This window comes from Paenibacillus sp. JT22N7 (assembly GCF_059383875.1).
The window spans coordinates 65,325-87,023 of sequence record NZ_JBXENY010000011.1 but is presented as its reverse complement, the minus strand read 5'-3'; the positions used below and the strand labels follow the sequence as shown (position 1 = coordinate 87,023).

The 21,699-nt window shown below is 51.3% G+C and carries 22 protein-coding genes; 2 read left to right on the top strand and 20 right to left on the bottom strand.

The features are described 5' to 3' along the window. Positions 1-42: 42 nt before the first annotated feature. From AC50Y5_RS26140 to yyaC, 16 genes are all read right to left on the bottom strand, one after another. On the bottom strand, positions 43-1,470 hold the full coding sequence (locus tag AC50Y5_RS26140; protein WP_056043506.1) for a phage baseplate assembly protein V: 1,428 nt from the start codon (positions 1,468-1,470) through the stop codon (positions 43-45). Then, positions 1,470-2,099 (bottom strand): hypothetical protein, encoded by a 630-nt coding sequence (locus tag AC50Y5_RS26135; RefSeq protein ID WP_494864182.1) that lies wholly within the window; start codon positions 2,097-2,099, stop codon positions 1,470-1,472. Before AC50Y5_RS26135 ends, AC50Y5_RS26140 begins: the two co-directional genes overlap by 1 nt. Positions 2,100-2,580: 481 nt before the next feature. Continuing rightward, complete coding sequence (locus AC50Y5_RS26130; RefSeq protein WP_235533351.1) at positions 2,581-4,152, bottom strand: 2-isopropylmalate synthase; 1,572 nt, start codon at positions 4,150-4,152, stop codon at positions 2,581-2,583. A gap of 166 nt (positions 4,153-4,318) precedes the next feature. After that, on the bottom strand, positions 4,319-4,468 hold the full coding sequence (locus AC50Y5_RS26125; RefSeq protein WP_162241956.1) for a hypothetical protein: 150 nt from the start codon (positions 4,466-4,468) through the stop codon (positions 4,319-4,321). A 693-nt stretch (positions 4,469-5,161) separates the two neighbouring features. Further along, positions 5,162-6,238 carry a tRNA (adenosine(37)-N6)-threonylcarbamoyltransferase complex transferase subunit TsaD gene (gene tsaD / locus AC50Y5_RS26120; protein WP_494864181.1) on the bottom strand — a complete coding sequence of 359 codons (1,077 nt, stop codon included), beginning with the start codon at positions 6,236-6,238 and terminating at the stop codon, positions 5,162-5,164. A 2-nt stretch (positions 6,239-6,240) separates the two neighbouring features. Then, positions 6,241-6,747: a ribosomal protein S18-alanine N-acetyltransferase gene (gene rimI, locus AC50Y5_RS26115; protein ID WP_099518703.1), complete on the bottom strand. Its 507-nt coding sequence runs from the start codon at positions 6,745-6,747 to the stop codon at positions 6,241-6,243. Continuing rightward, positions 6,744-7,739 (bottom strand): tRNA (adenosine(37)-N6)-threonylcarbamoyltransferase complex dimerization subunit type 1 TsaB, encoded by a 996-nt coding sequence (gene tsaB, locus AC50Y5_RS26110; RefSeq protein ID WP_494864180.1) that lies wholly within the window; start codon positions 7,737-7,739, stop codon positions 6,744-6,746. Before tsaB ends, rimI begins: the two co-directional genes overlap by 4 nt. Further along, complete coding sequence (gene tsaE / locus AC50Y5_RS26105; protein ID WP_056043493.1) at positions 7,732-8,229, bottom strand: tRNA (adenosine(37)-N6)-threonylcarbamoyltransferase complex ATPase subunit type 1 TsaE; 498 nt, start codon at positions 8,227-8,229, stop codon at positions 7,732-7,734. The genes tsaB and tsaE overlap by 8 nt, the downstream gene beginning before the upstream one ends. A gap of 15 nt (positions 8,230-8,244) precedes the next feature. Then, positions 8,245-9,444: a thiamine-phosphate kinase gene (locus AC50Y5_RS26100; RefSeq protein ID WP_494864179.1), complete on the bottom strand. Its 1,200-nt coding sequence runs from the start codon at positions 9,442-9,444 to the stop codon at positions 8,245-8,247. Between the two features lie 16 nt (positions 9,445-9,460). Beyond that, complete coding sequence (locus AC50Y5_RS26095; RefSeq protein WP_056043488.1) at positions 9,461-10,327, bottom strand: YitT family protein; 867 nt, start codon at positions 10,325-10,327, stop codon at positions 9,461-9,463. A 128-nt stretch (positions 10,328-10,455) separates the two neighbouring features. Next, positions 10,456-10,812 carry a hypothetical protein gene (locus tag AC50Y5_RS26090; RefSeq protein ID WP_056043484.1) on the bottom strand — a complete coding sequence of 119 codons (357 nt, stop codon included), beginning with the start codon at positions 10,810-10,812 and terminating at the stop codon, positions 10,456-10,458. 166 nt (positions 10,813-10,978) lie between these two features. Beyond that, complete coding sequence (locus AC50Y5_RS26085; protein ID WP_056043480.1) at positions 10,979-12,058, bottom strand: HD-GYP domain-containing protein; 1,080 nt, start codon at positions 12,056-12,058, stop codon at positions 10,979-10,981. Between the two features lie 108 nt (positions 12,059-12,166). Then, positions 12,167-13,342 carry a class I SAM-dependent methyltransferase gene (locus AC50Y5_RS26080; protein WP_494864178.1) on the bottom strand — a complete coding sequence of 392 codons (1,176 nt, stop codon included), beginning with the start codon at positions 13,340-13,342 and terminating at the stop codon, positions 12,167-12,169. A 2-nt stretch (positions 13,343-13,344) separates the two neighbouring features. Next, positions 13,345-13,992 (bottom strand): DUF6483 family protein, encoded by a 648-nt coding sequence (locus AC50Y5_RS26075; RefSeq protein WP_056043475.1) that lies wholly within the window; start codon positions 13,990-13,992, stop codon positions 13,345-13,347. Between the two features lie 88 nt (positions 13,993-14,080). Then, the gene (locus tag AC50Y5_RS26070; protein ID WP_056043472.1) at positions 14,081-14,947 is read right to left on the bottom strand and encodes an alpha/beta fold hydrolase; all 867 of its coding nucleotides are present in this window, start codon (positions 14,945-14,947) and stop codon (positions 14,081-14,083) included. Next, the gene (gene yyaC, locus AC50Y5_RS26065) at positions 14,940-15,488 is read right to left on the bottom strand and encodes a spore protease YyaC (protein ID WP_494864177.1); all 549 of its coding nucleotides are present in this window, start codon (positions 15,486-15,488) and stop codon (positions 14,940-14,942) included. The genes AC50Y5_RS26070 and yyaC overlap by 8 nt, the downstream gene beginning before the upstream one ends. 216 nt (positions 15,489-15,704) lie before the next feature. Here yyaC and AC50Y5_RS26060 point away from each other — a divergent pair, with 216 nt between their 5' ends. Further along, a complete protein-coding gene (locus tag AC50Y5_RS26060; protein ID WP_056043466.1) occupies positions 15,705-15,932 on the top strand; it encodes a DUF1128 domain-containing protein in 228 nt (75 codons plus the stop codon). A 100-nt stretch (positions 15,933-16,032) separates the two neighbouring features. Here AC50Y5_RS26060 and AC50Y5_RS26055 read toward each other — a convergent pair whose 3' ends face one another. From AC50Y5_RS26055 to AC50Y5_RS26040, 4 genes are all read right to left on the bottom strand, one after another. Then, entirely contained in the window at positions 16,033-16,506 is a 474-nt protein-coding gene (locus AC50Y5_RS26055) for a hypothetical protein (RefSeq protein WP_046229069.1), read from the bottom strand. Positions 16,507-16,691: 185 nt separating this feature from the next. Beyond that, positions 16,692-18,281 carry a UDP-glucose--hexose-1-phosphate uridylyltransferase gene (locus AC50Y5_RS26050; RefSeq protein ID WP_494864176.1) on the bottom strand — a complete coding sequence of 530 codons (1,590 nt, stop codon included), beginning with the start codon at positions 18,279-18,281 and terminating at the stop codon, positions 16,692-16,694. Positions 18,282-18,307: 26 nt separating this feature from the next. Then, positions 18,308-19,306: a UDP-glucose 4-epimerase GalE gene (gene galE, locus AC50Y5_RS26045; RefSeq protein WP_430159024.1), complete on the bottom strand. Its 999-nt coding sequence runs from the start codon at positions 19,304-19,306 to the stop codon at positions 18,308-18,310. 96 nt (positions 19,307-19,402) lie between these two features. Then, entirely contained in the window at positions 19,403-20,575 is a 1,173-nt protein-coding gene (locus AC50Y5_RS26040) for a galactokinase (RefSeq protein ID WP_056044055.1), read from the bottom strand. 213 nt (positions 20,576-20,788) lie between these two features. On the opposite strand from AC50Y5_RS26040, the gene AC50Y5_RS26035 reads away from it, so the two are divergent. Continuing rightward, entirely contained in the window at positions 20,789-21,655 is an 867-nt protein-coding gene (locus AC50Y5_RS26035; RefSeq protein ID WP_494864175.1) for an AraC family ligand binding domain-containing protein, read from the top strand. The last annotated feature ends 44 nt before the right edge of the window (positions 21,656-21,699 follow it).

Sequence of the window (21,699 nt, the reverse complement as noted above, 5' to 3'; positions counted from 1 at the left end):
TTGGTTTTCTGCTTGGTTTGCATTTTCCGCTCTAATTGGCCTTTAATTCGTCTTGAGCTCCTTGCCCTTAATCGTCGTATTGCCGTCCATCTTGATCAGGCTTTCCTTGCAGGTCAGGCTGATTTCATCCTTGGCGGAAATGAGCACCTTCTGCTGAGAATCAATGGCGATGTCTTCCTCGGCTTTGATTGTAATTTTCTTCTTGCTTATAATTTCAATGCCGCCTTCGTCGCTGAGCCGGATGAACACCTCGCCGTCCTTGCCGGTAATAATAATTTCCTCAGGTGTCATTTTCAGTTCTTTGCCCGCTGGCGTGCGAAAAAACTTATGATCGGGATTGCCCAGCTTGTTATGCTCGCCCTCCTCGACATTTTGCCGGACGGAGCTTGATGCAATGCCGTTCTCCTCCTTGCCGCTCGGAAAATACACCCTGACCTGGTCGCCCTTCTCCGGCATGCAGTACCAGCCCGTCCCCCCTTCCGCCGTATACACGGAGGAATAAGGGAACCAATAAGCTTTGCCGGCGTCCTGCTTCTCGTCAATGTCGAGATGAATTTGCACCGTGTCCTTGGCTATCGCCAGCACCTTGCCTTGCAGCGACGCTCCGGTGAGGGCCGCGGCATAGAGCGGAGGCTGGCTTAGCCCCTTGCCCGAACAGAGCAAATAACGATGCGACAGCATGCCTTCCTTCCACTGGCTGTGCATTTCGCCTACATAAAGCTGCTGCTTTTTGAAGGTGATGCATTGCCCTAAGTCCAGCAGCCACTGCGTCGTTTCAATTTCATAAAAAATAAAGTCCTGCTCCGTCACGCCCTGCATGCCGATTTTGCACATCCGCCGGTAATGCAGCACATCCTTGCGCACGCTGTAGGGCATATCCTCCAGCTTTCCGGCAGCATCGCCATCCGGCGTTCCAAGAAATACTTTAGGGGAATTAAACATCGCCGACGGCATCAAGCCCGCCTGAAACCGGGAGGCCATTCGTTTGAGAAATGCCCAATCCGTCTCCTGATATTGCAAGGTGAACTTTCCAAGACTCGCCCCTTGCGTTGCCGTATCCAGCACATCCATGCCGGGATAGCTCGCAGCCATTTGATCAATGAGCGCCTTGTACGTCATGCCCGTATCCTGATAGGAACGGGTATGCTTCTCCAGATCAAGCTGGCAAGTATGGGACAGCGCCTCCACCTTCAGCACATAAACGTCGCGTACCGCCTTAACCTCAATGCGCTGCACCAAGCCATAAAATAACGGGGACAATCCGCCCTCTTCATCCTTCTGGCTCACCTCAACCTCCGTCTCGGAGTCGGTCATTTCCACGTAGCTGTCCTTCAGCTCCTCCGACACAATGCCGGTAAACACCAGCTTCGCATGCTCATTGATTTTTTTCTCGACGGATAAAGACAGCATGTGGACAAGCTCAAATGGGGCAATCTGCACATTATGCGGGGCAATGATATTCGTGCTCATTATCGGTCACCTTCCTTCTCGGGCAGATGCCATTTTATCGAGGTCAGCATCGCTTCCCCAAGCTTTTTCCAATCATCCATTTCCTCTTCCATGCAGTTGAAGGTGCAGGCGATGGCTCGTCCGTTCAACTCGGCAATCAGCATCAAATTGTACAGATTGCAATCCAGCGCAGGTGTCAAATAAGCGAAAAAAGCAACCTGCTTCCCGCCAACCTCTCGCATGCCTTCTTGGAACCAGCGCGCTGCAGGCTGCGACCGCTTGAGTACAGCTAGCATCGTTCCGCTGAATTCCTCCACATCATCTGCTTCAATCTCAAAGCCCGTCTGCTGAAAAGCGACGTTAATCGAAGTTTGCTCATTTGTGAAAATCAGCTTAGGCCGCCGCTCCGCCGGATATTTCAGCCTTGCCGTCCCCTCATCCATCACTGTAAACGCCTGCGACAGCACAATCGATGCTTCCCCTCCGGGGATGAAGCGGCGTGCAAACTGGTGACGCTCTCCCTGAACGTGCAGCGTCATCCCTTCAAGCGACAGCGATGGCGAGTCCTCCTCCTTGCGGTCCTTCTCATGCTCCTCCTTGACTCCTCCGAAAATCATGGCAATGATCTTCTCATCCGCATACTTCATCACATGTCACACTCCCGTTCATTTTCTGAGCTCCCGTACACAGAAATTGCGACCGTGCGCGCCCTTGTATGGATAAAAATCCAACCATTTCTTATCCTATTTTTCTAATATCGGATGGAAAACTGCATAAATTTAGGTTATTAAGCAAATTAAAAGGAAACCTATAGGAAATTTTCATTTTTTACATCAAAAACGGTTATCCACAAAGTTGTCCACAATCCGACGCAAATTGTTAGTAAATTCTGTCGACATTTTCCGACGGAAATAAAGGATTTGTAAACGTTAACGTAATAAATTTTTAATGCCGTCGAATTTCTCAAAAAATTATTCACATTATCCACAATTCCAGTGTCGATAAAGTGAAAAAACTATCCACTTTCCACGAACAGCCCATCCCCAGTCAAACCCTTGATTTTACGCATAAAAAAGGACTTATCCACAAAGCTTAATACCCTGTGAATAAGTCCCTTTCTTGAGCTTGCTATTAAATTACATTTTGTTCATTCGCTCGTTTATTAATGGTCAGCATCGCTTGATTGCAGGCTCCCACATACGCCTGCGCGGCTGCATATACAATGTCGCTATGAATCGAAGTTCCACGATAGCGCTCGCCAGCGTGGACAATCGTCACGACTGCCTCGCCATGTGCATCCTCGCCTGTGGACAACGAATGGATTTCCAGATCCTCAAACTCTGCTGCAACGGGGATCGCTTGCTGAATACAGTGAATGACCGCTTCTAGAGGACCTTCGCCGGAACCTGTATAGGAACGCTCGGTGCCCGCATCATTTTCACGAATCGTCACGGTCGCAATACGGGATTGATGACTGCCCGACAGCACCTGCAGATCGGTCAGCATGTAAGGGTCAGGCTGAGTAGCTGTCATTTCGCCAGCGATGCGAATCAGCTCATTATCCGTCACCAGCTTTTTCTCATCGGCTACTTGCTTGAAGCGATTGTATACATTAACCAGCTCCTCGCCTTCTACGGCAATTCCGTATTCGGACAGGCGATGCTTGATCGCGTGGCGGCCGGAGTGTCTGCCCAGCACGATCATGCTGCGCGGAATGCCCATCGCTTCCGGGTCCATAATTTCATACGTATTGCGGTTTTTCAGCAGGCCGTCCTGATGAATGCCAGACTCATGCTGGAACGCATTGCGGCCCACAATCGGCTTATTATACGCAATCGGATAATGCATCGCCCGGCTGACCATCCGCGACGTTTCATAAATTTCGCTTTGATCAATCCGCGTCTCCATTTGCAGAACCGACTTGCGAGTCTCAATAATCATCGCAATTTCCTCAAGCGAACAGTTGCCGGCGCGCTCTCCAACGCCATTGACGGTAACCTCTACCTGCGTCGCACCTGCACGAATGGCCGCCAGACTGTTCGCAGCTGCCATCCCCAGATCATTATGGCAATGAGTGCTGTAGCGAACCGTTTCTCCGCCTCTAGCCAGGCGACGGACAGAGCGGAACATATCATCGATTTCGTCTGGCATCGCATAGCCCAGCGTATCCGGCAGATTGATGATTGTCGCACCTTCCGCTATGGCCGCTTCGACCAATTCTATGACAAAATTTCGATCCGAGCGCGTTGCATCCATCGCTGAAAATTCAATTTCATCTACGAACTGTTTGCCGTAAGCAATCATCTCACGGGCGATTTGCACCACTTCCTGGCGCGTTTTGTTCAGCTGGTGCTGCAGATGAATGTCGGACGAGGAAATAAACAGATGCAGCCTTCTTTTTGCCGCATCCTGCGTCGCCTTGACCGCCGCATCAATATCGACCTTCATCATGCGGGCAAAGCCGGCAATTTCAACATGCTGCAGCTCGCGGGAAATTTGCTGAATCGCTGCAAATTCGCCGGGACTGGAAATCGCAAAGCCCGGCTCGATAACGTCAATGCCCAGCTTGCCCAGCTGGCGGGCGATAATAATTTTACGCTCAGGATCAATGGAAGCGCCCGGAGACTGCTCGCCATCACGCAGCGTCGTATCAAAAATTTGAATTTTTCTCATTCCGTTATTCGTCTCATTTGCCGTTGTCATCGTTATGACCTCCTGAAATTTTAGTTAAATATAGCTATAGCAGCAACAAAAAAGCCTGCCGTCTCTAATTGAAAGAGACGACAGGCTTTTTCACCCACCGTGGTACCACTCTAATTGGCCGGACCCTGTATGCGCTTGAGCAGAAAAACCGGATTGGCTTCTCTTTTCACGCTGCTGCTGGATGGATAATCCCATGCCTGCAGCATTCGCGCGGGTCCACACCCGCTTGATGCCCGATGACGGGGGCTGATTCCGTAACGATGTACGCATTAGGCTTGCAGCTAACCGCAGCTGCCTGCACCGATGGTTCCATCATTCCGCTCCCAGGCGAGTTCGAACGTAAGCTTCGACTGCGTCGCACCATCCCGCAGCTCTCTGCAGCGCTCCTTGTCGATCATGCAGCAGCTTTGTTATCCGCCTGCCGCGCCTCGCTCAAGGTTCCCGCTGTTGTCCCGCTTTACCGCTCTACTACTCCTGTTCAATGCGTTTTCTGTATGTGATTTCAGCTTATTGTGCTGGTTCATGTATAACTTGCCTGCTTGCTCATTTCATAGCTCGCTTCCAACTTTGAACTTCCAAACAACAAGAAAAGCCTGTCGTCTCTTGAATAAATCAAGAGACGACAGGCTTATTATAATCCTGCGCGGTACCACCCTTGTTGACCTTCCGCTTTGCTATTGCAGCAAATTAGAATGCCCACCTTAGGCACATCATCAACTCCGGATGTTGATTGATGCGCACCCGATTACGGGGGTTAGCCGTGACAGTGTAGTAAATCCGGCTATCCATGGTTAGCCAGCTGTTCCACTGTTCCGCTCCCAGGCGAGCTTCAGGCTTCCGTCGACTGCGTTGCACTAGCCCGCAGCTCTCTGTTCATTCCGGGAATGGCCCTACTATTCCTGTTCCTTGCGTTTGCAGAATATGAAGTTCAAAGTATTGTTGCCTATTATAGGCCTTCAAAAATTAGATGTCAATCACAGCACCAAAAAAATTTCCAGCAGCGGTTAGTCTAGCTCTGCACCTGCGGTGCCATCCAGCCTTCCAGACTGAAGCTTGGCTCGGCTTTAAGATCGAGCGACGAATATTCGCCGCGCTGCCATTTCAGGAATGCGGCAGCTCCGATCATCGCCGCGTTATCCGTGCACAGCGTCAGCGGCGGAATGAGCAGCGGCACGCCTTCCGCTTCGCAGCGGGAAGTCAGAGCTGCCCGCAGGCCGCGATTTGCCGCGACGCCTCCGCACAGCAGCAGCTGCTTGGCGCCATAGGCGCGAACGGCGCGAAGCGCTTTTTCAACAAGCACCTCAATGACCGACTCCTGAAAGCCCCGTGCCAGCGCCGCTTCATTGAGCGTGTCCCCGCGCATCTGCGTCTGATTAATAACCGCCAGCACCGCCGACTTCAAGCCGCTGAAGCTGAAATCGTAGGAGTCCGCCTCCAGCCATGCCCTTGGCAGCGCCAGCGCTTCCGTTGCTTCTGAAGCCAGCCGGTCGATATGCGGCCCACCCGGATAAGGAAGCTTGAGCGAACGGGCTACTTTGTCATAAGCTTCCCCAACCGCATCGTCACGCGTACGTCCAATCATGCGGAAAGAGCCTTCATTTTCGAGCAGCACCAGCTCCGTGTGCCCGCCAGAAACGACGAGCGCCATACACGGATACTCCAGCTCATGCACGAGCTGGTTGGCGTAAATATGCCCCGCAATATGATGGGTGCCGATCAAGGGCAAATCTAGCGCCATTGCCAGTGTTTTGGCCGCTACGATGCCGACAAGCAGTGCGCCTACTAGTCCCGGCCCCTGCGTCACCGCAATTGCAGACAAATCCTTTAGCTTCATGCCCGATTCAGCAATAGCCTGTTCAATCATCAGCGTAATGACCTCAACATGCTTGCGTGAGGCAATTTCCGGCACAACGCCGCCAAAGCGCTGATGCACCTCGATTTGGCTCGAAATGACATTCGATAATATATGTTTACCGTCCTGAATGACGGCAACGGATGTTTCATCACAGCTCGTCTCAATGGCAAGAATAAGGCCTGACTTGCTTTCATTTTCCGCTGCCGCTTTCACCGTTTCCTGTTGTTGCATGCTCAATACTCCTGCCCCTCTTCCCGGACGCCTAAGCTGCTCGTATCAAGCTCCGCCCACATAATGAGCGCATCCTCCTGATTATCCGAATAATAACCGGGACGAATGCCCGACGATTCAAAACCAAGGCTGCGGTAAAGCCGCTGCGCCACCTCGTTGGATACCCGGACCTCCAGCGTCATTTTGTTCGCGCCGAAAAACACTGCCGTCCGCTGAAGCTCGCCCAGCAGCAGCTTGCCAAGCCCTTGTCCGCGATGATCGGAACGTACCGCTACATTCGTTACATGCGCCTCGTCCACGATTACCCACATGCCCGCATAGCCGATAACTTCCTTCTCGTATTCCATCACCATATATTTGGCAAACATATTATTCGTCAATTCATTGGTAAAAGCCTCTGCTGTCCACGGACCTGTGAAGGCCTCCTGCTCGATCGCCACAATAAACGGTATGTCTTGCAACGTCATGGACCGATAAATCATTTCATCCCGATTGATTTCTCTCATCATGGCTCCGCATCCTTTACTCGAGCCGCATCCACATCGGCATTAATTGCAGCCTTTAGTGAAGCCGATTGGGCGGCTGCCCTTTCAGCTTCCTGTTCAGCCTTTAGAGCAGCTTCCTTTTCCTGCAGCTTAACTTCCGCCTCATGCAGCTGTGTATAGTTTGGCGCAAGCGTATGGAGGTCATCTATATCCCCCGCAAGCAGGCGCTTCCGCCCCAGCTCAGCTATCGCCCTGCCTTCGAGCTCATAAGGAAACAGACTAACCTCTACACCCGCTTCTGCACAGCCTTCTACGAGCCGCTGCGCCTCCGCCTCGTGGAGCTTAAGATCGCCAGTGATGTAAATTTTAGTAACATATCCAGCTGGAACCTGAGTTGGCTTAAGCTCAGCCTGCTCTTGCTCCTGCTTTTGTTCCTGTTCTTGAACCTGCTCTTGAACTTGCTCCAATAACTGGTCGACCCAATCCCGCATCAGCCTGATTCCATCAGCCGCACGGCGTTCCCATTGATCGCCATATGCATAGGAGAAGCTTGCCGTATATACCTGGCCCCGCCTTGCATCCATGATAGGAATGAACCATACAGCCATTTTGTTCATATTAGGGTGATCCGCCTGAATTTGTTGCTGCATAGTTGAAATCATCGCATCGGTTTGTTTTAATCGCTCACACGCCCCGTAAGCAATCGCTTCAAGGCTGGACAGCGCTACTAACGGCTTATCCCAAGTCCAAGCAAGCGTCTTAGCCGCTGTTACCGCAATTCGCATGCCCGTGTAAGAGCCCGGGCCGCCGCCTACAGCGATGCCGCCAAGCTCCTTCTTGCTTACACCGCAATCCTCAAGCAGCTGCTTTAAATGCGTAATAATATAAACGGAGTGATTGCGCTCCGCAAAAGATTGAATTTCACCTAAAATCCGATCACCTTGAATAACAGCCGCCGCGAGGGCAGCCGTCGAGGTATCAAATGCTAATATGGGCTGCTCCGCCTGCTCAACCATGTTGCTTCCCTACTTCCCTGTCATTCAAAGACTGGCACCAGCCCGCGTAGGCTTCCCCGATGCCTTTCAGCCGAATTACCCGCTCTTCGCCGCCCGTATGCTCCAAATACAGCTCTAAGCGCTCCTCGGGCAAAAGCTCTTCGATCAAGCTTGCCCATTCCACAATCGTCACGCCGCTTCCGTAAAAATATTCGTCAAGTCCCAGCTCGTCCGCTTCCTCAAGGGATACGCGATAAACATCCATATGATAAAAGGGCATCTCAGCGCCTTCATATTCTTTGATAATCGTAAAGGTCGGACTGTTTACTATGCCCTGCACGCCAATGGCTTTCGCAAAAAACTGCGAAAACGTCGTTTTCCCCGCACCAAGATCGCCGTCAAGCGCCAGCAGCGTGCCCGGTTTTGCCCATGAAGCAATAAGCGTCGCAAGTGCTTCCGTATCCTTCGTGCTGCTCGCCTTCCACTGTGCTTCTCCAATCGCTGTTTGCATCTTATTCACCCAATTTCATTTCTTAAAATGATTATAGCCTCGCTTGGCAAGGGGCATACACTTGCCCTTGGCAGCAGCTCCGTCAACTTTGGCTGGCAATGATGGCTCTAGCACTACTGAAGGCGCCCCCTGCCTCACCTCGCCAATGATATAAAATGGCAAGCCTTCGGCATGGAAAGCTTCGCGTGCTGCCTGTACATCAGCGGCTTCCATTGTGCCTAGCAGCACATAATCCTCACCGCCATAAAGCATCCACTCCAGCGGATCGATTCCTGCATCCGCCGCAAAAGCAGCCATACTGCCGCTGCGTGGAAGCATATCTTCCTTGAGTACAAGGCAGCACTGTGAGGCTTCAGCAATCTCCCATGCTTCGCTGGCAAGCCCATCGCTCACATCATTAAGGGAATGGCAGCTGCCACGCTCAAGCAGCAAACGTCCCGCACGCACGGAAGGTGCAGGACGGCAATGCGCCCCTATGAGCGCTGCTGCTCCGCGAACCTCTTCGTGCTGTGCTTGATTTGAAACGCCCGCAGAGCTTGCCGCTTGCAAATAACCAGCAGGCTGTGTCCCACTGGCATCACGGGCGTCACTAGCTCCGCCCGTTTCGCCCGATTCTGCTGCTCCGCGCACTGTCTGCTCTTGCCGCTCCTGCTTGCGCGCGAGCAGCAAATGCAGACCTGCCGCCGACAGTCCGACGGCTCCGGTCAGCACAACCGCGTCTCCGGGCTTCGCCCCGGAGCGGCGCAAAGCCCGCCCAGCTTCGACGGCTCCCGTCACCGTCACCGCAACAACCAAGTGCTGCGGCGAAGACGTCGTATCGCCGCCAACAATCGCGACGCCGTAATCCGCGGCGCACGCATAAAGCCCATCATAGAGCCGAGCTATCCGCTCCGGCCCATATGCCGCCGGCACGCTCACGGACACGAGCGCATGTCGCGGCACACCGCCCATTGCCGCGATATCGCTCACGTTCGCGGCAAGCGCCTTATATCCGACATCCTCATCGGTCATCGTATACGCATTAAAGTGCACCGTCTCCACCATCGTGTCGACGGCCATCAGCAGCTCCAGCGGTCCATCCAGCTCATCCGCCATCCCCGCAGGAGCAATGATGGCTGTATCATCGCCAATGCCGAGCGTCACGCCTCTTTGCTGCTGCCATTCAGCGGACTGTCTGCCCGCCGTCCAATGGCTGATGCTTGCAAACTCATCCAAAGCTTAAACCCCTTTGCTAATGAATATCACGCTTCTTGAAGCGGCCGCCCTTCACATCATGGATGTTGCCGACGGCCAGAAAAGCAGCCGGATCAAGCTCCTGTACAATCGATTTCATCTTGGCTTCTTCCAGCCGGGTAATGACGCAAAAAATAATCCGTTTCTGCCCGCCGGTAAAGCCGCCCTCGCCGTGCAAATAAGTGACGCCGCGGCCGAGACGGCTCATAATAGCTGCGCCAATCTCCTGCCAGCTTTCGCTGATAATCCAGACGGCCTTCGATTCCTGAAAGCCTTCAATCGTAATGTCAATCATCTTGAATGCTATGAAATAAGAAAATAGCGAGTACATCGCCCGATCCCAACCGAATACAAATCCGGCGCTGCACAATATAAAAAGATTAAAAAACATCACGACCTCGCCTACTGAAAACGGCAGGCGCTTATTGCTCAAGATCGCAACAATTTCCGTCCCGTCCAGCGATCCGCCAAAACGGATAACGAGTCCAACCCCAGCGCCCAATATGACACCGCCGAAAATAGCGGCCAGCACGTATTCGCTCGTAATCGCCTTCACCGGATGCAGCAAAAATGTGCCCAGCGACATGACGCTAACGCCGTATAACGTCGATAAAGCAAAGGTTTTGCCGATTTGCTTATACCCTAGCAGCAGGAAAGGAAGATTTAATAAGAACAAAAACAAGCCGAGCGGCAGCCCCGTAAAATGGGATACGATAATAGAAATGCCTACAATTCCGCCGTCGATAATATGGTTCGGCACCAGAAAAATCTCTAAAGCTACAGATACCAGCGCAGCCCCAATTGTAATAAATAGAATTCTGCGAATAATATCCAGCTTGGATAAAGTATGATGCTGCACACCCATATGTATCAAAGCTCCCCCTTTATACATCTATCCCCATATTACATGAAGATAGAGAAGATTCAAAGAGAAAGCAAAATCCTCCTGCCCTCTCCGCCTGTTATGAGCGGAAAATGCAAGAGGATTTGAAGTTAGCCAATAACCGCGAATGTTTGTACTCCTGCCGGAATGAACGCCGTACGGAACAGTACGCCATTCGAATTGAATAAACGAATCGTGTAAGATACGTTTGTCAGCGTCTCAATCTGGTTAAACCTGACGACACCGAAACGGTCAAACGCCGCAATCGCAACCACAGTATTGCCTCTAAACAGACGGGCAAAAAAACCGGTCGTATTAAACGGCACGCCACTGGTCGTAACCCATACAACCGTCAGACGGTTAAAGGTCGGGCCTCCGCTTTGAAGCCTCTTTGTCCCGGTTACCTTGCTGATCACTTTTCCTGTACCCTTAGGGCCTAAATACGGGGGTTTCATTTTTTTAGACATTATACCACCACTCCTTTTTGCACTTTCGCCTTAACAGCTTATGCAGCATAAGGAATGCTTGTATAGTCAAGCCCCTAACCTAGCGAACCCATTTATATTCTTTCTTTTCTTAACAGCTCTGCGGGAAAAAGCTGCCTTAATGTGTAAGAAAGCCTCGTGCTTGACCCTATAGCTCTTTGACAATCGTCAAATACATGTCGTCCTTGAGCTCAATTTCAAAAGGAGCTGCCGTATGCGAGCCATCGGCTTCACGAATAATGCGTACGCGTGGACGATGCAGGGCCAGCTCATTGTTCGCTGTCACGACGGCGGTCTGTCCAGAGCTGAGCAGCAGCGTCGTCGCCACCGGATAAATGGAAATATGGCGGCAAAAGAGCTTGATCAGCTCAAAATCAAAGTATGTATTGCCGGCCGCAAACAGAAATTCGATGGCTTCCGTTGGCGTATATCTTTTGCGATAAGGCCGCGGGGAAGTCAGTGCGTCATAAACATCGGCAAGCCCGACAATTTGGGCGAACATATGAATATCATCATGCTTAAGCCCGCGCGGATAACCCGAGCCGTCATAACGCTCATGATGCTGCAATGCGCAGTGGGCCGATAAGAGGGAAATATCATGATACTTCCGTAAAATATCGAAGCCCTCCATCGTGTGGCTCTGCATGATTTTGCGGTCTGCATCGGATAGCGGCCCTTTTGTCGCCAGCAGCGGCTGAGGCAGCTTCGTCATGCCGATATCAAACAGCAGCGCGCCAATGCCCAAATCCTCCAGCTGGTTGCGATTGAAGCCCTTGGCGATTCCAATAACGCCGGCAAGCATCGCAACATTGACCGAATGCTGAAACAAATAGGCATCCGCCGAATGAATGCTGGTCAAATTGACCGCCATGTTTGGCCTGCTCGCGAGGTCCTGCATGATGGACCCAAATACCGAACGGAATGTCCGTCCAATGTCCGGGGCAATCGTCCGCCCCTTTAGGGCGGGCTCTTTGAACGCATTCATCGTCGCAGAAACAGCTTCCGCCGCTTTTTTGCGCGTCTCGTCGCGAATGCTGTCCTCGGGCATAATATCTTCTGTGGCCTTATCTTCAATAAACACAAAATCGTAGCCCATATTTTCAAGCCTGTTAATAAAACGGTCATTCATCTCCACGCCTGCGCCGAGCAGCACGCTGCCGTTATCCTGAAAAATAGTTTTGGCAAGCCTGTCCCCCGGCTGCACCATGCCAATCTGAACTTTTCTCATTTCCTTGTTTCCCGCCTTTAACCATGATAACGCTAGTAATCGGCATCTTTCATTTGGTCGCTATCATCCATGCATTCCTAAAGCAATTTCCAATAAGTTATATACTTGCTAGTTTGCGGGCAAACGTTCGGCAAGCAGTTTCTCAAGACTAGGTGCTATCTGCAGAAAATTACGGAACTGCTCATATTGCTCCCATTTTTTCGCCTGTATGCCCGACTCGCCGCGAACCGCTCGAATGAGCAGATTTTTGGGCGTATGCTCCGGATCAACAAACTCCAGCATTTGAACTTTATAACCCAGCACCTCAAGCAGCGTGCCACGGGCCGCATCGGTTGCAATAGCCGCAAAACGTTCTTTCAATAGGCCTTGCGATAAAATAGGGGCCAAAACGTCGCTGCTCACCTGCTTGAACAACTCGTGCTGGCAGCAAGGCACGGACATAATGACCGAGGCTCCCCAGCCGACTGCCTTAGCAAGCGCAGCATCGGTAGCCGTGTCGCATGCATGAAGCGTTACAACCATATCCGCTTCGCTTACACCTTCATAATCGGCAATATCACCCACCATAAATGTCAGTTTATCATAACCAAGCGTATGTGCAAGCTCCGAACAAAAAGTGATGACATCCGCCTTCAAATCAAGACCAACGATGCGAATATCCCGTTTCTGCTCTAACGCCAGCAGATGATACAGGGCAAACGTCAAATACGACTTGCCGCAGCCAAAATCGATAATGGTCAGCGGCTTGCCCTGCGGAAGCTGAGGCAATACATCAGTAACCATTTCCAGGAAGCGATTGATCTGCCGGAACTTATCCTGCTTTTTCGCATGGACTTTGCCTTCCGGCGTCATTATGCCCAGTTCCACCATAAACGGTGCCGCCTGTCCTTCCGCAATGACGCGCTGCTTCTGGCGGTTGTGCTGCTGCTCGGTGCTTGCTGCACTAGCGGTTGGCGGCTTTTTGAGCAAAGTCGGCTTGCCTTTCTTGCTCAGAAGCAGCTGTATATCTGCTTCCTGCGTTTTAAGAAGTGCTTGGCGATATTGCTCACCGAGCAGCTCGACCAGCTTCGGCCCCGCATCTTTCGGAAGCCAATTGTTATGTATAACCTTATTCGCATAATGAGCTTCAAATTGATAATGAAGGCCATTTTTCAACTGTACGGGACGAATGATGATTTTGGGCGCTGCGTCTCCGTCCTTGCGGCGAAGCTGGCTCAGCGTTCCCTGCAAAAGCCCGCCCGTTTCTGTCAGGCGGCATATGTCCTGCTGCCACTGTTCTGTCATTGCTATTGCTCCATCTCCAGGCTGTTCAGCCCTGTTCTGATTTCCTCTATCGGCAAGCCGCCAGCCGCAAGCTTGTCCTCCTCAAAAGGAAGCAGCCGCATATAAAACGCGGCGACCTCGCCTTTGCCGGCTGCGCCGTCATCAAGCAGCTCGTACCAAATATTTTCAGCGAGCGCAAAAGCGCCCTCTGCTTCATGCCACTCAGCAACCAGATGCTTTGTTCGATTGGGCAGCTCGTATGGCGACAGCTTGCCGAGCAAGTTCACTGCTTCTTCGCTCGAGTCTGTAAGCGTCGGCGGCGCATCGATGAGTGAAAGCCGCATAAACAAGTGCAAAGCCTTTAAGCTGTGCGCAAAGCTTTCCGCTTCTTTGCCCAAATCTTCATACAGCTCTGCCTCCTGCTTGAACAAAATCGCGATTGCCTGGATATTGTCCGTTTCTACGACGCCGTTTTTCGTCATAACCGCGAGCAGATCCTCGTCTGACAACGTGCGAATCAGCTTCCCGCTTAGCCCAAACCTGCGGTCCAGCAGCTCGTCAATGACGACAAGCGCCTCCTCTTGCTTCAGCTCTCTTCTCAGCTGCATCACTTGTCCGACCGCTTCCGTCATCTGCTCAATCATGCGCATAAAATAATCCCGTTGAAACATCGCTCCGTGCCCCTTTCACTAGCCTCTATCTGCCTTGCCATGATTTAGCTTGAACGATGATCACCACTGCGAGAAAGGTGCGTCCAGCCTATATCCGAGCAATAAAGCTGCTGATCGCCTCTGCGCATGCTTCCGGCTGCTCCAGCATGCTCATGTGGCCGGCATCTGGAAGCAGCACCTGCGTGATGGAGGGGCCAACAAATAACAGCGTCCGCTCCGGTGGAACGATTTGATCGCCTTCCCCGGCAAGCAGCAGCACAGGCAGCTTGGCTTCACGCAATAGGCTCGTCCGATCAGGCCTTGCCTTCATTCCGGATGCCGCAGCGATCGCTCCTGTTCCGCCCGTCTGATAGCCAATCGCCTTCACACGCGCCACCTTGCTAGGCAGCTTATCCAAATTATCTGGAGCAAATAGCTTTTGCGACATGCCGTCAATCACCTGCTCCAGCTGGCCCTGCTTGATTAAATTTATCGTATTGTCCCGATTGTCCTTCGCGGCCTCGCTGTCAGCTAGAGCTGTAGAATGCACAAGCCCGAATGCCGCCAACCGGTCCGCATGCCGCTCTGCAAAAGCCAATGCAATGTAGCCGCCAAGCGAATGGCCGATGAGGCATACTTTATCTATGCGAAGATGCTCAAGAATAGCGTAAAGATCATCTGCATACAATTCCATAGTAGCTTCAAGATCGGCGGAGGCCGAAGATAAGCCATGACCGCGCAGATCAGGAATGATCAGGCGCGACTGCCGTGCAAGCATTGGCGCAACCTCTTCCCAATAGGCTGAGCTGCCGCAGTAGCCATGCAGCAGCACAACCACAGGAGAGGGGTGGCCTGCCTCTGGATCTGAGTCCGTTGCTCCAGCCTGCCATTTTAACGCTTCTGAGTCGTAAAAGCTAAGCTCTGTGCCTTCCTCAAGCATCAGCTTTTGATTCGCCAAGGTTATCCAATTAGCCAAAATAAACACGCTCCTCTTCTGTCCATTTTAATAAGCGCTTACTGCCCGGCCATGCTCTTGCAATCGCTGCTGCCAACTGCTCTGCCATTTGCATGACATGATACAGCGATGTCGTCTGAATCGTTATATATGGCTTGTGGCTTAACGCATTCACAACGCCTGCAATGCTGTAATGTCCGACGGGCGGCAATCTCCGGCCCGTTGCTGCTCCTGGCTGGAGCGGACCCGCTTTCGCCAGAAAGGCTCCAACCGACTGCGGCTTGCCGAGACAAGCATCAATCGCAATGACGACTGCATGATTTTCAGCCTTGAGAACCGCCTGTTCCACTGCATAGGCGTCACACGGCTGCTCCATTGTGCCGATGACATGCTCCCAGCCCTGCTCCCGCAGCAGCGTGCCGACGAGAGGCCCAAAGCAATCTCCTGTCGAACGGTCTGTACCAATACATACGAAGGAAATATCGTTTCTATTCGGGTACTGCCTGGCAATCGGAGCCAGAAATTCAGCAATTTCGAGATTGAAACGATCTGACTGCTCCATCTTCCTGCTCCTTTAAGCTAACCTGCTTCATTCAATTTATCTGCGTTCCTTCATGCTCTACTTTATAATTACCCATCCTGCTATTAATTGTATCGGATTTATCGGTTCTATTCAATTTGTCTGATGCCCGTCCTAAAATTATGTTACAATGACGGCATTAGTATGAAACAGCAGGCGCATGCATCCATGCCCTGAATGATGAAGGAGGATTTACCCATGCTTGATCTTGAACAGCAAACGCCGCAAAATATTGAATTTATGATTGATACCATCAAAACAAAATTAAAGATGGCTTCGGCTGCCGCTATGCAGGCTTCCCATTTCAATATTACGCAATACGAAGACATTAAGGAACTGTATGAGGTCGTTGCAAGCAAAGAAAAATTCAGTATCAGTGAAGTTGAAGCCCTTGTATCAGAGCTAGGCAAGCTAAGGAACAAGTAATACAGCTCTTCAAGTAATACCATTAAAATACATTATATTACACCCTTCGACAACACAAGAAAACCGGCGCACTCGCAAGAGCTGCCCCGGTTTCTTTGTGTTATTCTTCTGTCGTTTCGGATTCCTTCACTGCTACAGCTGCTGCTGCTTCAAGGGACAGCGAAATGGCTACTTGTTTCTGCTCGCCCTTCAGGAAGAAAGCAAGGCGCTCGAGTTTCTCAGCAAGTTCAGCACCGCTGAGCGTTGTGTTCAAGTTGTAGTTGAACTGATCTGCTGGAAGCTTAAGCTCCTGCTGAGCGTAAGAAGGCTGTCCTCTCCATCCACGTTCAAATCCACCACCCGATTGTGAAGACAAATGATCTGGAACCGGATAGAACTTGTCCGACTTATTTACAACCCGCTCGTAGATGCGGAGTTTCTTAAGGAGCATGTAATACTGAGCGGAATGTTTGAAATCCCAAGCTTCACGAATATCTTTAAGCGTATAATCCATTTTCCATCTTTTCAGCTTTTCCACTTGCTCATCCGAATTCAACTGCAAAAAATCATCTAACGGCATAATAGTTTCCGGCATATTAACTCCTCCATCTAACTTGTAGTGTTGGCGATCACAATAAAACATTAGTAACGTAAATACTATTTTTAATCATATAAAAAATACCATAATTTTTTACACTTTTCAAATTAATTATTTCACAGATTAAAAGCTGGCTCTCAATCCCCTCAGGATTAAAAGCCAGCTTCACGTTTCAGCCTATATTATTCACTTTGCAACCCTAGGGAAAACAGGAACTTTTGAAAACTTGCTTTTCCAGCATCGTTGCGTTTGTATACCCCTGCGTCCTTCAGCACATCAAGGAACTTTGCACCCGTCTGAGTCTCCACATGCGCCTGAGCTTCGCTCTCTGAGCAGGACGTTCCATAAGACGCTACAAGCTCTCTAATCCACTCTGCATGCTTGTGAAGCGGATGAGCGCTTTCCTGAAGGGCAGCATCGATAGTCGCCTCTCCCGTCAAGTAAGCGGCAATTTGACCAAGCTCCGTTGCCAGTCTGCCTGGCAGAACAGCAAGACCCATCACTTCGATCAGGCCGATATTTTCTTTTTTGACATGATGCAGGTGCTGATGGGGATGAAAAATTCCGTCCGGATGCTCGTCGCTCGTCCGATTGTTGCGAAGCACAAGATCGACCTCGTACTCGCCGTTGTCGCGCAGCCTGGCAATCGGCGTAATCGTATTATGCGGCGTCTGTGCCGCATCCAAATCACCTGCGGTAAAGGCGAGAACGTCGGCATCCGCGTCGCTGTAGCCACGCCAAGCATCAAGCAGGCTGCAGGCCGCCTTCAGCACATCGGCTTTCGAAGCGCCATTTATCCGCACAACGGACATTGGCCAGCTTACGATACCGTATTTGACGCCTGGCAGCTCCGGATTAACGAAGCTTGCTTCCACCCCGGCCGCTTCCATCGGGAACGTATGACGTCCTGCCTGGAAGTGGTCGTGGCTCAGAATCGAGCCGCCAACAATCGGCAAATCGGCATTGGAGCCGATAAAATAATGCGGATACAGCTCGACGAAGTCGAGCAGCCTCGCAAACGAGGAGTGCGAAATCGCCATCGGCTCATGCGCGCCCTTGAATACAATGCTGTGCTCGTTGTAATAAACATAAGGCGAATATTGAAAATACCATTGCTCTGCCTGCAAGGTCAGCGGCAGGACGCGCAGATTTTGCCGCGCAGGATGATCGGCGCGTCCGGCGTAGCCTACATTTTCAGCACATAACAGGCACAATGGATATTTAGCTTGCGGCAGCGTCTTAAGCAGCGCAATTTCCTTTGGATCCTTTTCCGGCTTGGACAGATTGATTGTAATCTCCAAATTGCCGTAATCCGTATCATATAGCCAATATTTATTTTTGCGAATGCGGTCCATGCGAATGTAGTTGGAATCAATATTCAGCTTATAGAAGGCATCCGTCGCCTTGGAAATGCCCTCTGCTTCTGCTGTCCGATCGAAAGCAGCTACCGTTTCCGAGGGGCGCGGCATGAGCAAGCCCATAATGCGCGCATCCAGCAAATCGCGATAAGTCGTAATATTTTCCTCAATCAGGCCGATGCTGTAGCCATAATCGAGCAGTTCCTCCAAGATCGAAACCGCGCTATCCAGCTGCTCCTCAGCTACTTCCCCCTCATGCGGCTCCGTAAAGCCGAATAAATCAAGCAGCGCATTGCGGGCAGCATGAATGTCCAGCTTGTGAAGCAAGCCTTGGCGGTAAGCAAAACCAATCAGTCTTTCAATATTTACAAGCGCCTTCGCCGCATTTGCTGCGGCTGTCTGGCTGTCTGTCATGCGAAAAACGCTCCTTCCTCTTGCTCCTACTCCTGTGCTTTACCTTTGTAGCCTTGTGGATTCGCCACATGCCAGTTCCAGGCGCTGCGAATAATGTCCTCCAGCTTGTCGCGCTTCGGATTCCAGCCCAGTTCATTGCGGGCACGATCCGATGCCGCTACCAGTACGGCTGGGTCGCCAGTCCGGCGAGGCTCAATGACAGCCTTGATCTCGCGTTCGGTTACGGAGCGCGCAATATCAATCACTTGCTTAACGGAGAAGCCTTGTCCGTTGCCTAGGTTGTAAATCGAGCTGTCCGCACCCGTACGCAAACGTTCTACAGCAAGCACGTGCGCATCGGCCAAATCGCTGACATGGATATAATCGCGGATGCAAGTGCCATCCTCTGTCTCATAATCTTCGCCAAACACCGAAATATGCGGGCGTTGTCCAAGCGCTGCCTGCAGCACGATAGGAATAAGATGCGATTCCGGATTATGGTCTTCGCCGATCAGGCCGCTCTCATGCGCGCCAGCTGCGTTGAAATAGCGCAAGGATACGAATTTCAAGCCATGCGCGACATCGAACCATTTCATCATTTTTTCCATAGCCAGCTTCGTTTCGCCATAGGCATTAGTCGGCAGCGTGCGGTCATATTCGTCGATTGGCACGTTTTCCGGCTCGCCATAGGTAGCTGCTGTGGATGAGAACACAATTTTAAGCACATTGTGCTCGATCATTTTTTCAAGCAGGCATAATGTGCCATAAACGTTGTTATGATAGTATTTCCCTGGGTTTTGCATGCTTTCCCCTACGAGCGAATTAGCTGCAAAATGAATAACGGCATCAATGCTGTTTTCCTTAAATACCGTTTCCAGAAAATCCTTATCGCGCAAATCGCCAACGTACAGCTTTCCGCCTGTTACTGCCTCGCGATGCCCCTGCTCCAAATTGTCAACGACGACGATTTCTTCGCCGCGCTCTTTAAGTGACGCTACAGCATGCGAACCAATATATCCTGCTCCACCTGTTACCAATACTGCCATTGTATTATCCCTCCCATATTTGCTTGCATGTAAGTGTAAACGGCTAAATCCGTTCAACACGCTTCATTCGATAGGCCTGCTTAAGCCGTCTGTTGCTTAAACCAGCTGCTCAACGCCATTGCCGATGCTGCATACGTAGAAATCCGCTACAAGTCCGGTTGCCGCCGTGTATTCCTCGCCCACTTGCTGCTTGAAGCTCTCAATGCTGTCTTCATGAACGAGCGATACGGTGCAGCCGCCGAAGCCTGCGCCTGTCATGCGCGAGCCAAGCACGCCATCTACTTTGCGAGCCGCAGCTACCATCGCGTCCAGCTCCGCACCTGTTACTTCATACAAATCGCGCAGCGAGTCATGCGAGCCGTTCATCAGCTGGCCGAACAATGCGAGATCGTCTTTTTTAAGAGCCTCCATCGATTGCAACACCCGGTCGATTTCCTCGACTACATGCTGCGCGCGATTGCGGACGATATCTTCTTTGATCAGATGCTTGTTTGCATTGAACTGCTCCAAGTTAATTTGGCCAAGCAGCGTCAGCTCAGGGAATGCCTGCGTCAAGTCCTGAACCGCTTGCTCGCATTGGCTGCGGCGCTCATTATAAGCGGAATCCACCAATCCGCGGCGCTTGTTCGTGTTGCCGATAACGAGCTTGTAGCTGCCCGATTGGAACGGAACGAGATCATATTCCAGCGTGTCGCACATGAGCAAAATCGCGTGGTCCTTCTTGCCGTTCGCCACAGCAAATTGGTCCATAATGCCGCATTGCACGCCATTGAATTCATTTTCCGATTTTTGCGAGAGCAGAGCAATTTGAACCTTGTCGATCGGCTGTTTTTCAAGCGTCAGCAAGGCATATGCCGTAACCACTTCGATGGAAGCCGAGGAGGACAGGCCCGCTCCGTTCGGGATTTCGCCATGGTACAGCAGATCATAGCCGGATGTGTAGCTCACGCCGCGCTGCTTCAATTCATGGAAAATCCCTTTCGGATAGTTCATCCAGTCATCCGCTTCGTCATAAACGATATTTTCAAGATCAAATTCCCGGCTCATTGGAAAATTCGTCGTTGCCAGCCCAAGCTTGCGGTCTCCGCGCGCACGAATGAGCAGCGTAGTGCCGAACGTTAAAGCAGCCGGAAAAACGTAACCGCCGTTATAATCGGTATGCTCGCCGATCAGATTCACCCGGCCTGGAGCATGAAATACTTGAATGGAAGAGGCTTCTCCACCATATTGTTGGATAAATTTCTGTGTAAGCTCTTGAACATTTGCCACTTGCAATCACGTCCCTTTTTATCGTCTTTAGTAATTTGATGTAAGGCGATGTCTTCCCCTTCAGTATAGCGCAAGGCAAGCGGCAATTAAAATGGCGCAAAGTGCTATTTACATGGATATATGTGACTTTCATATCGATCTTAAGACATGCTATGATTATTAAAATCCGCAAATAAAGCAGTCTTTATTCCCAATTGCAGGCAGGTGTAATGAATGAACAGACCAGAGAACTATAAAGTCGCCTCAAGCCCTATGATCATCGAAAACGATCTGCTGCACGTATTGTTCGCAGGGGAAAGCCAGACGAAGCCAGCCCATCGCCTCGGACCGAAAGTATATGATTTTTATTTGATGCATGTCGTCCTTGAAGGCAGCGGCATCTTCATTTGCGGCGACAACCGCTACGAGATGCGGGCAGGGCATACCTTTCTCATTGAACCGGAGCAACTGGTCAGCTATGAATCCGATGTTCAAAATCCTTGGCGCTACCGCTGGGTCGCTTTTAGGGGCACACTGGCAGGCGGGCTGCTGGAGACAGCAGGCTTATCCGCTGCACAGCCGGTCGTCGATACGGGCAGCAGCAAGCGGCCCGCCGTGCTTTTCCATCATATCTTCCATATTTTCCGCTCGAATGAGGCGGCTGCGCATTTGAAGGCAAGCGGCTATTTGCAGCTGCTGCTCGCTGAATACAGCGCCGTTATGAGCGATGCCGCTCGCGGCAAAGCACTGATGGCCGATGAAGAGGGAGAGCAATTGCTCCAAAAAATGATCCATTATTTATCGACGCAATATGCCCATCCCGTTTCTATTGAGCAGATGGCGGAGGCGCTTGGCTACAATCGCGCTTATTTATCGCGATTTTTCAAACGCAAGACGGGAACGACGCCCGTCACCTTCCTGCTCAAGCTGAGAATAGACAAGGCTAGACAGATGCTTCGAGAGCGTGGAGAGCTGACGATTGAGCAAATTTCCGCTTCTGTCGGACTGCAGGATGCGCTTTATTTTTCCAAGCAATTTCGGCGTTTTTATAATCAATCCCCAACCGCGTACCGCGAAGCGATGCGCAGCCAGAAGGAGTAGCGAGCAAGCCGCATGGCTTGTAATACGGATAGGCCGATATGGGA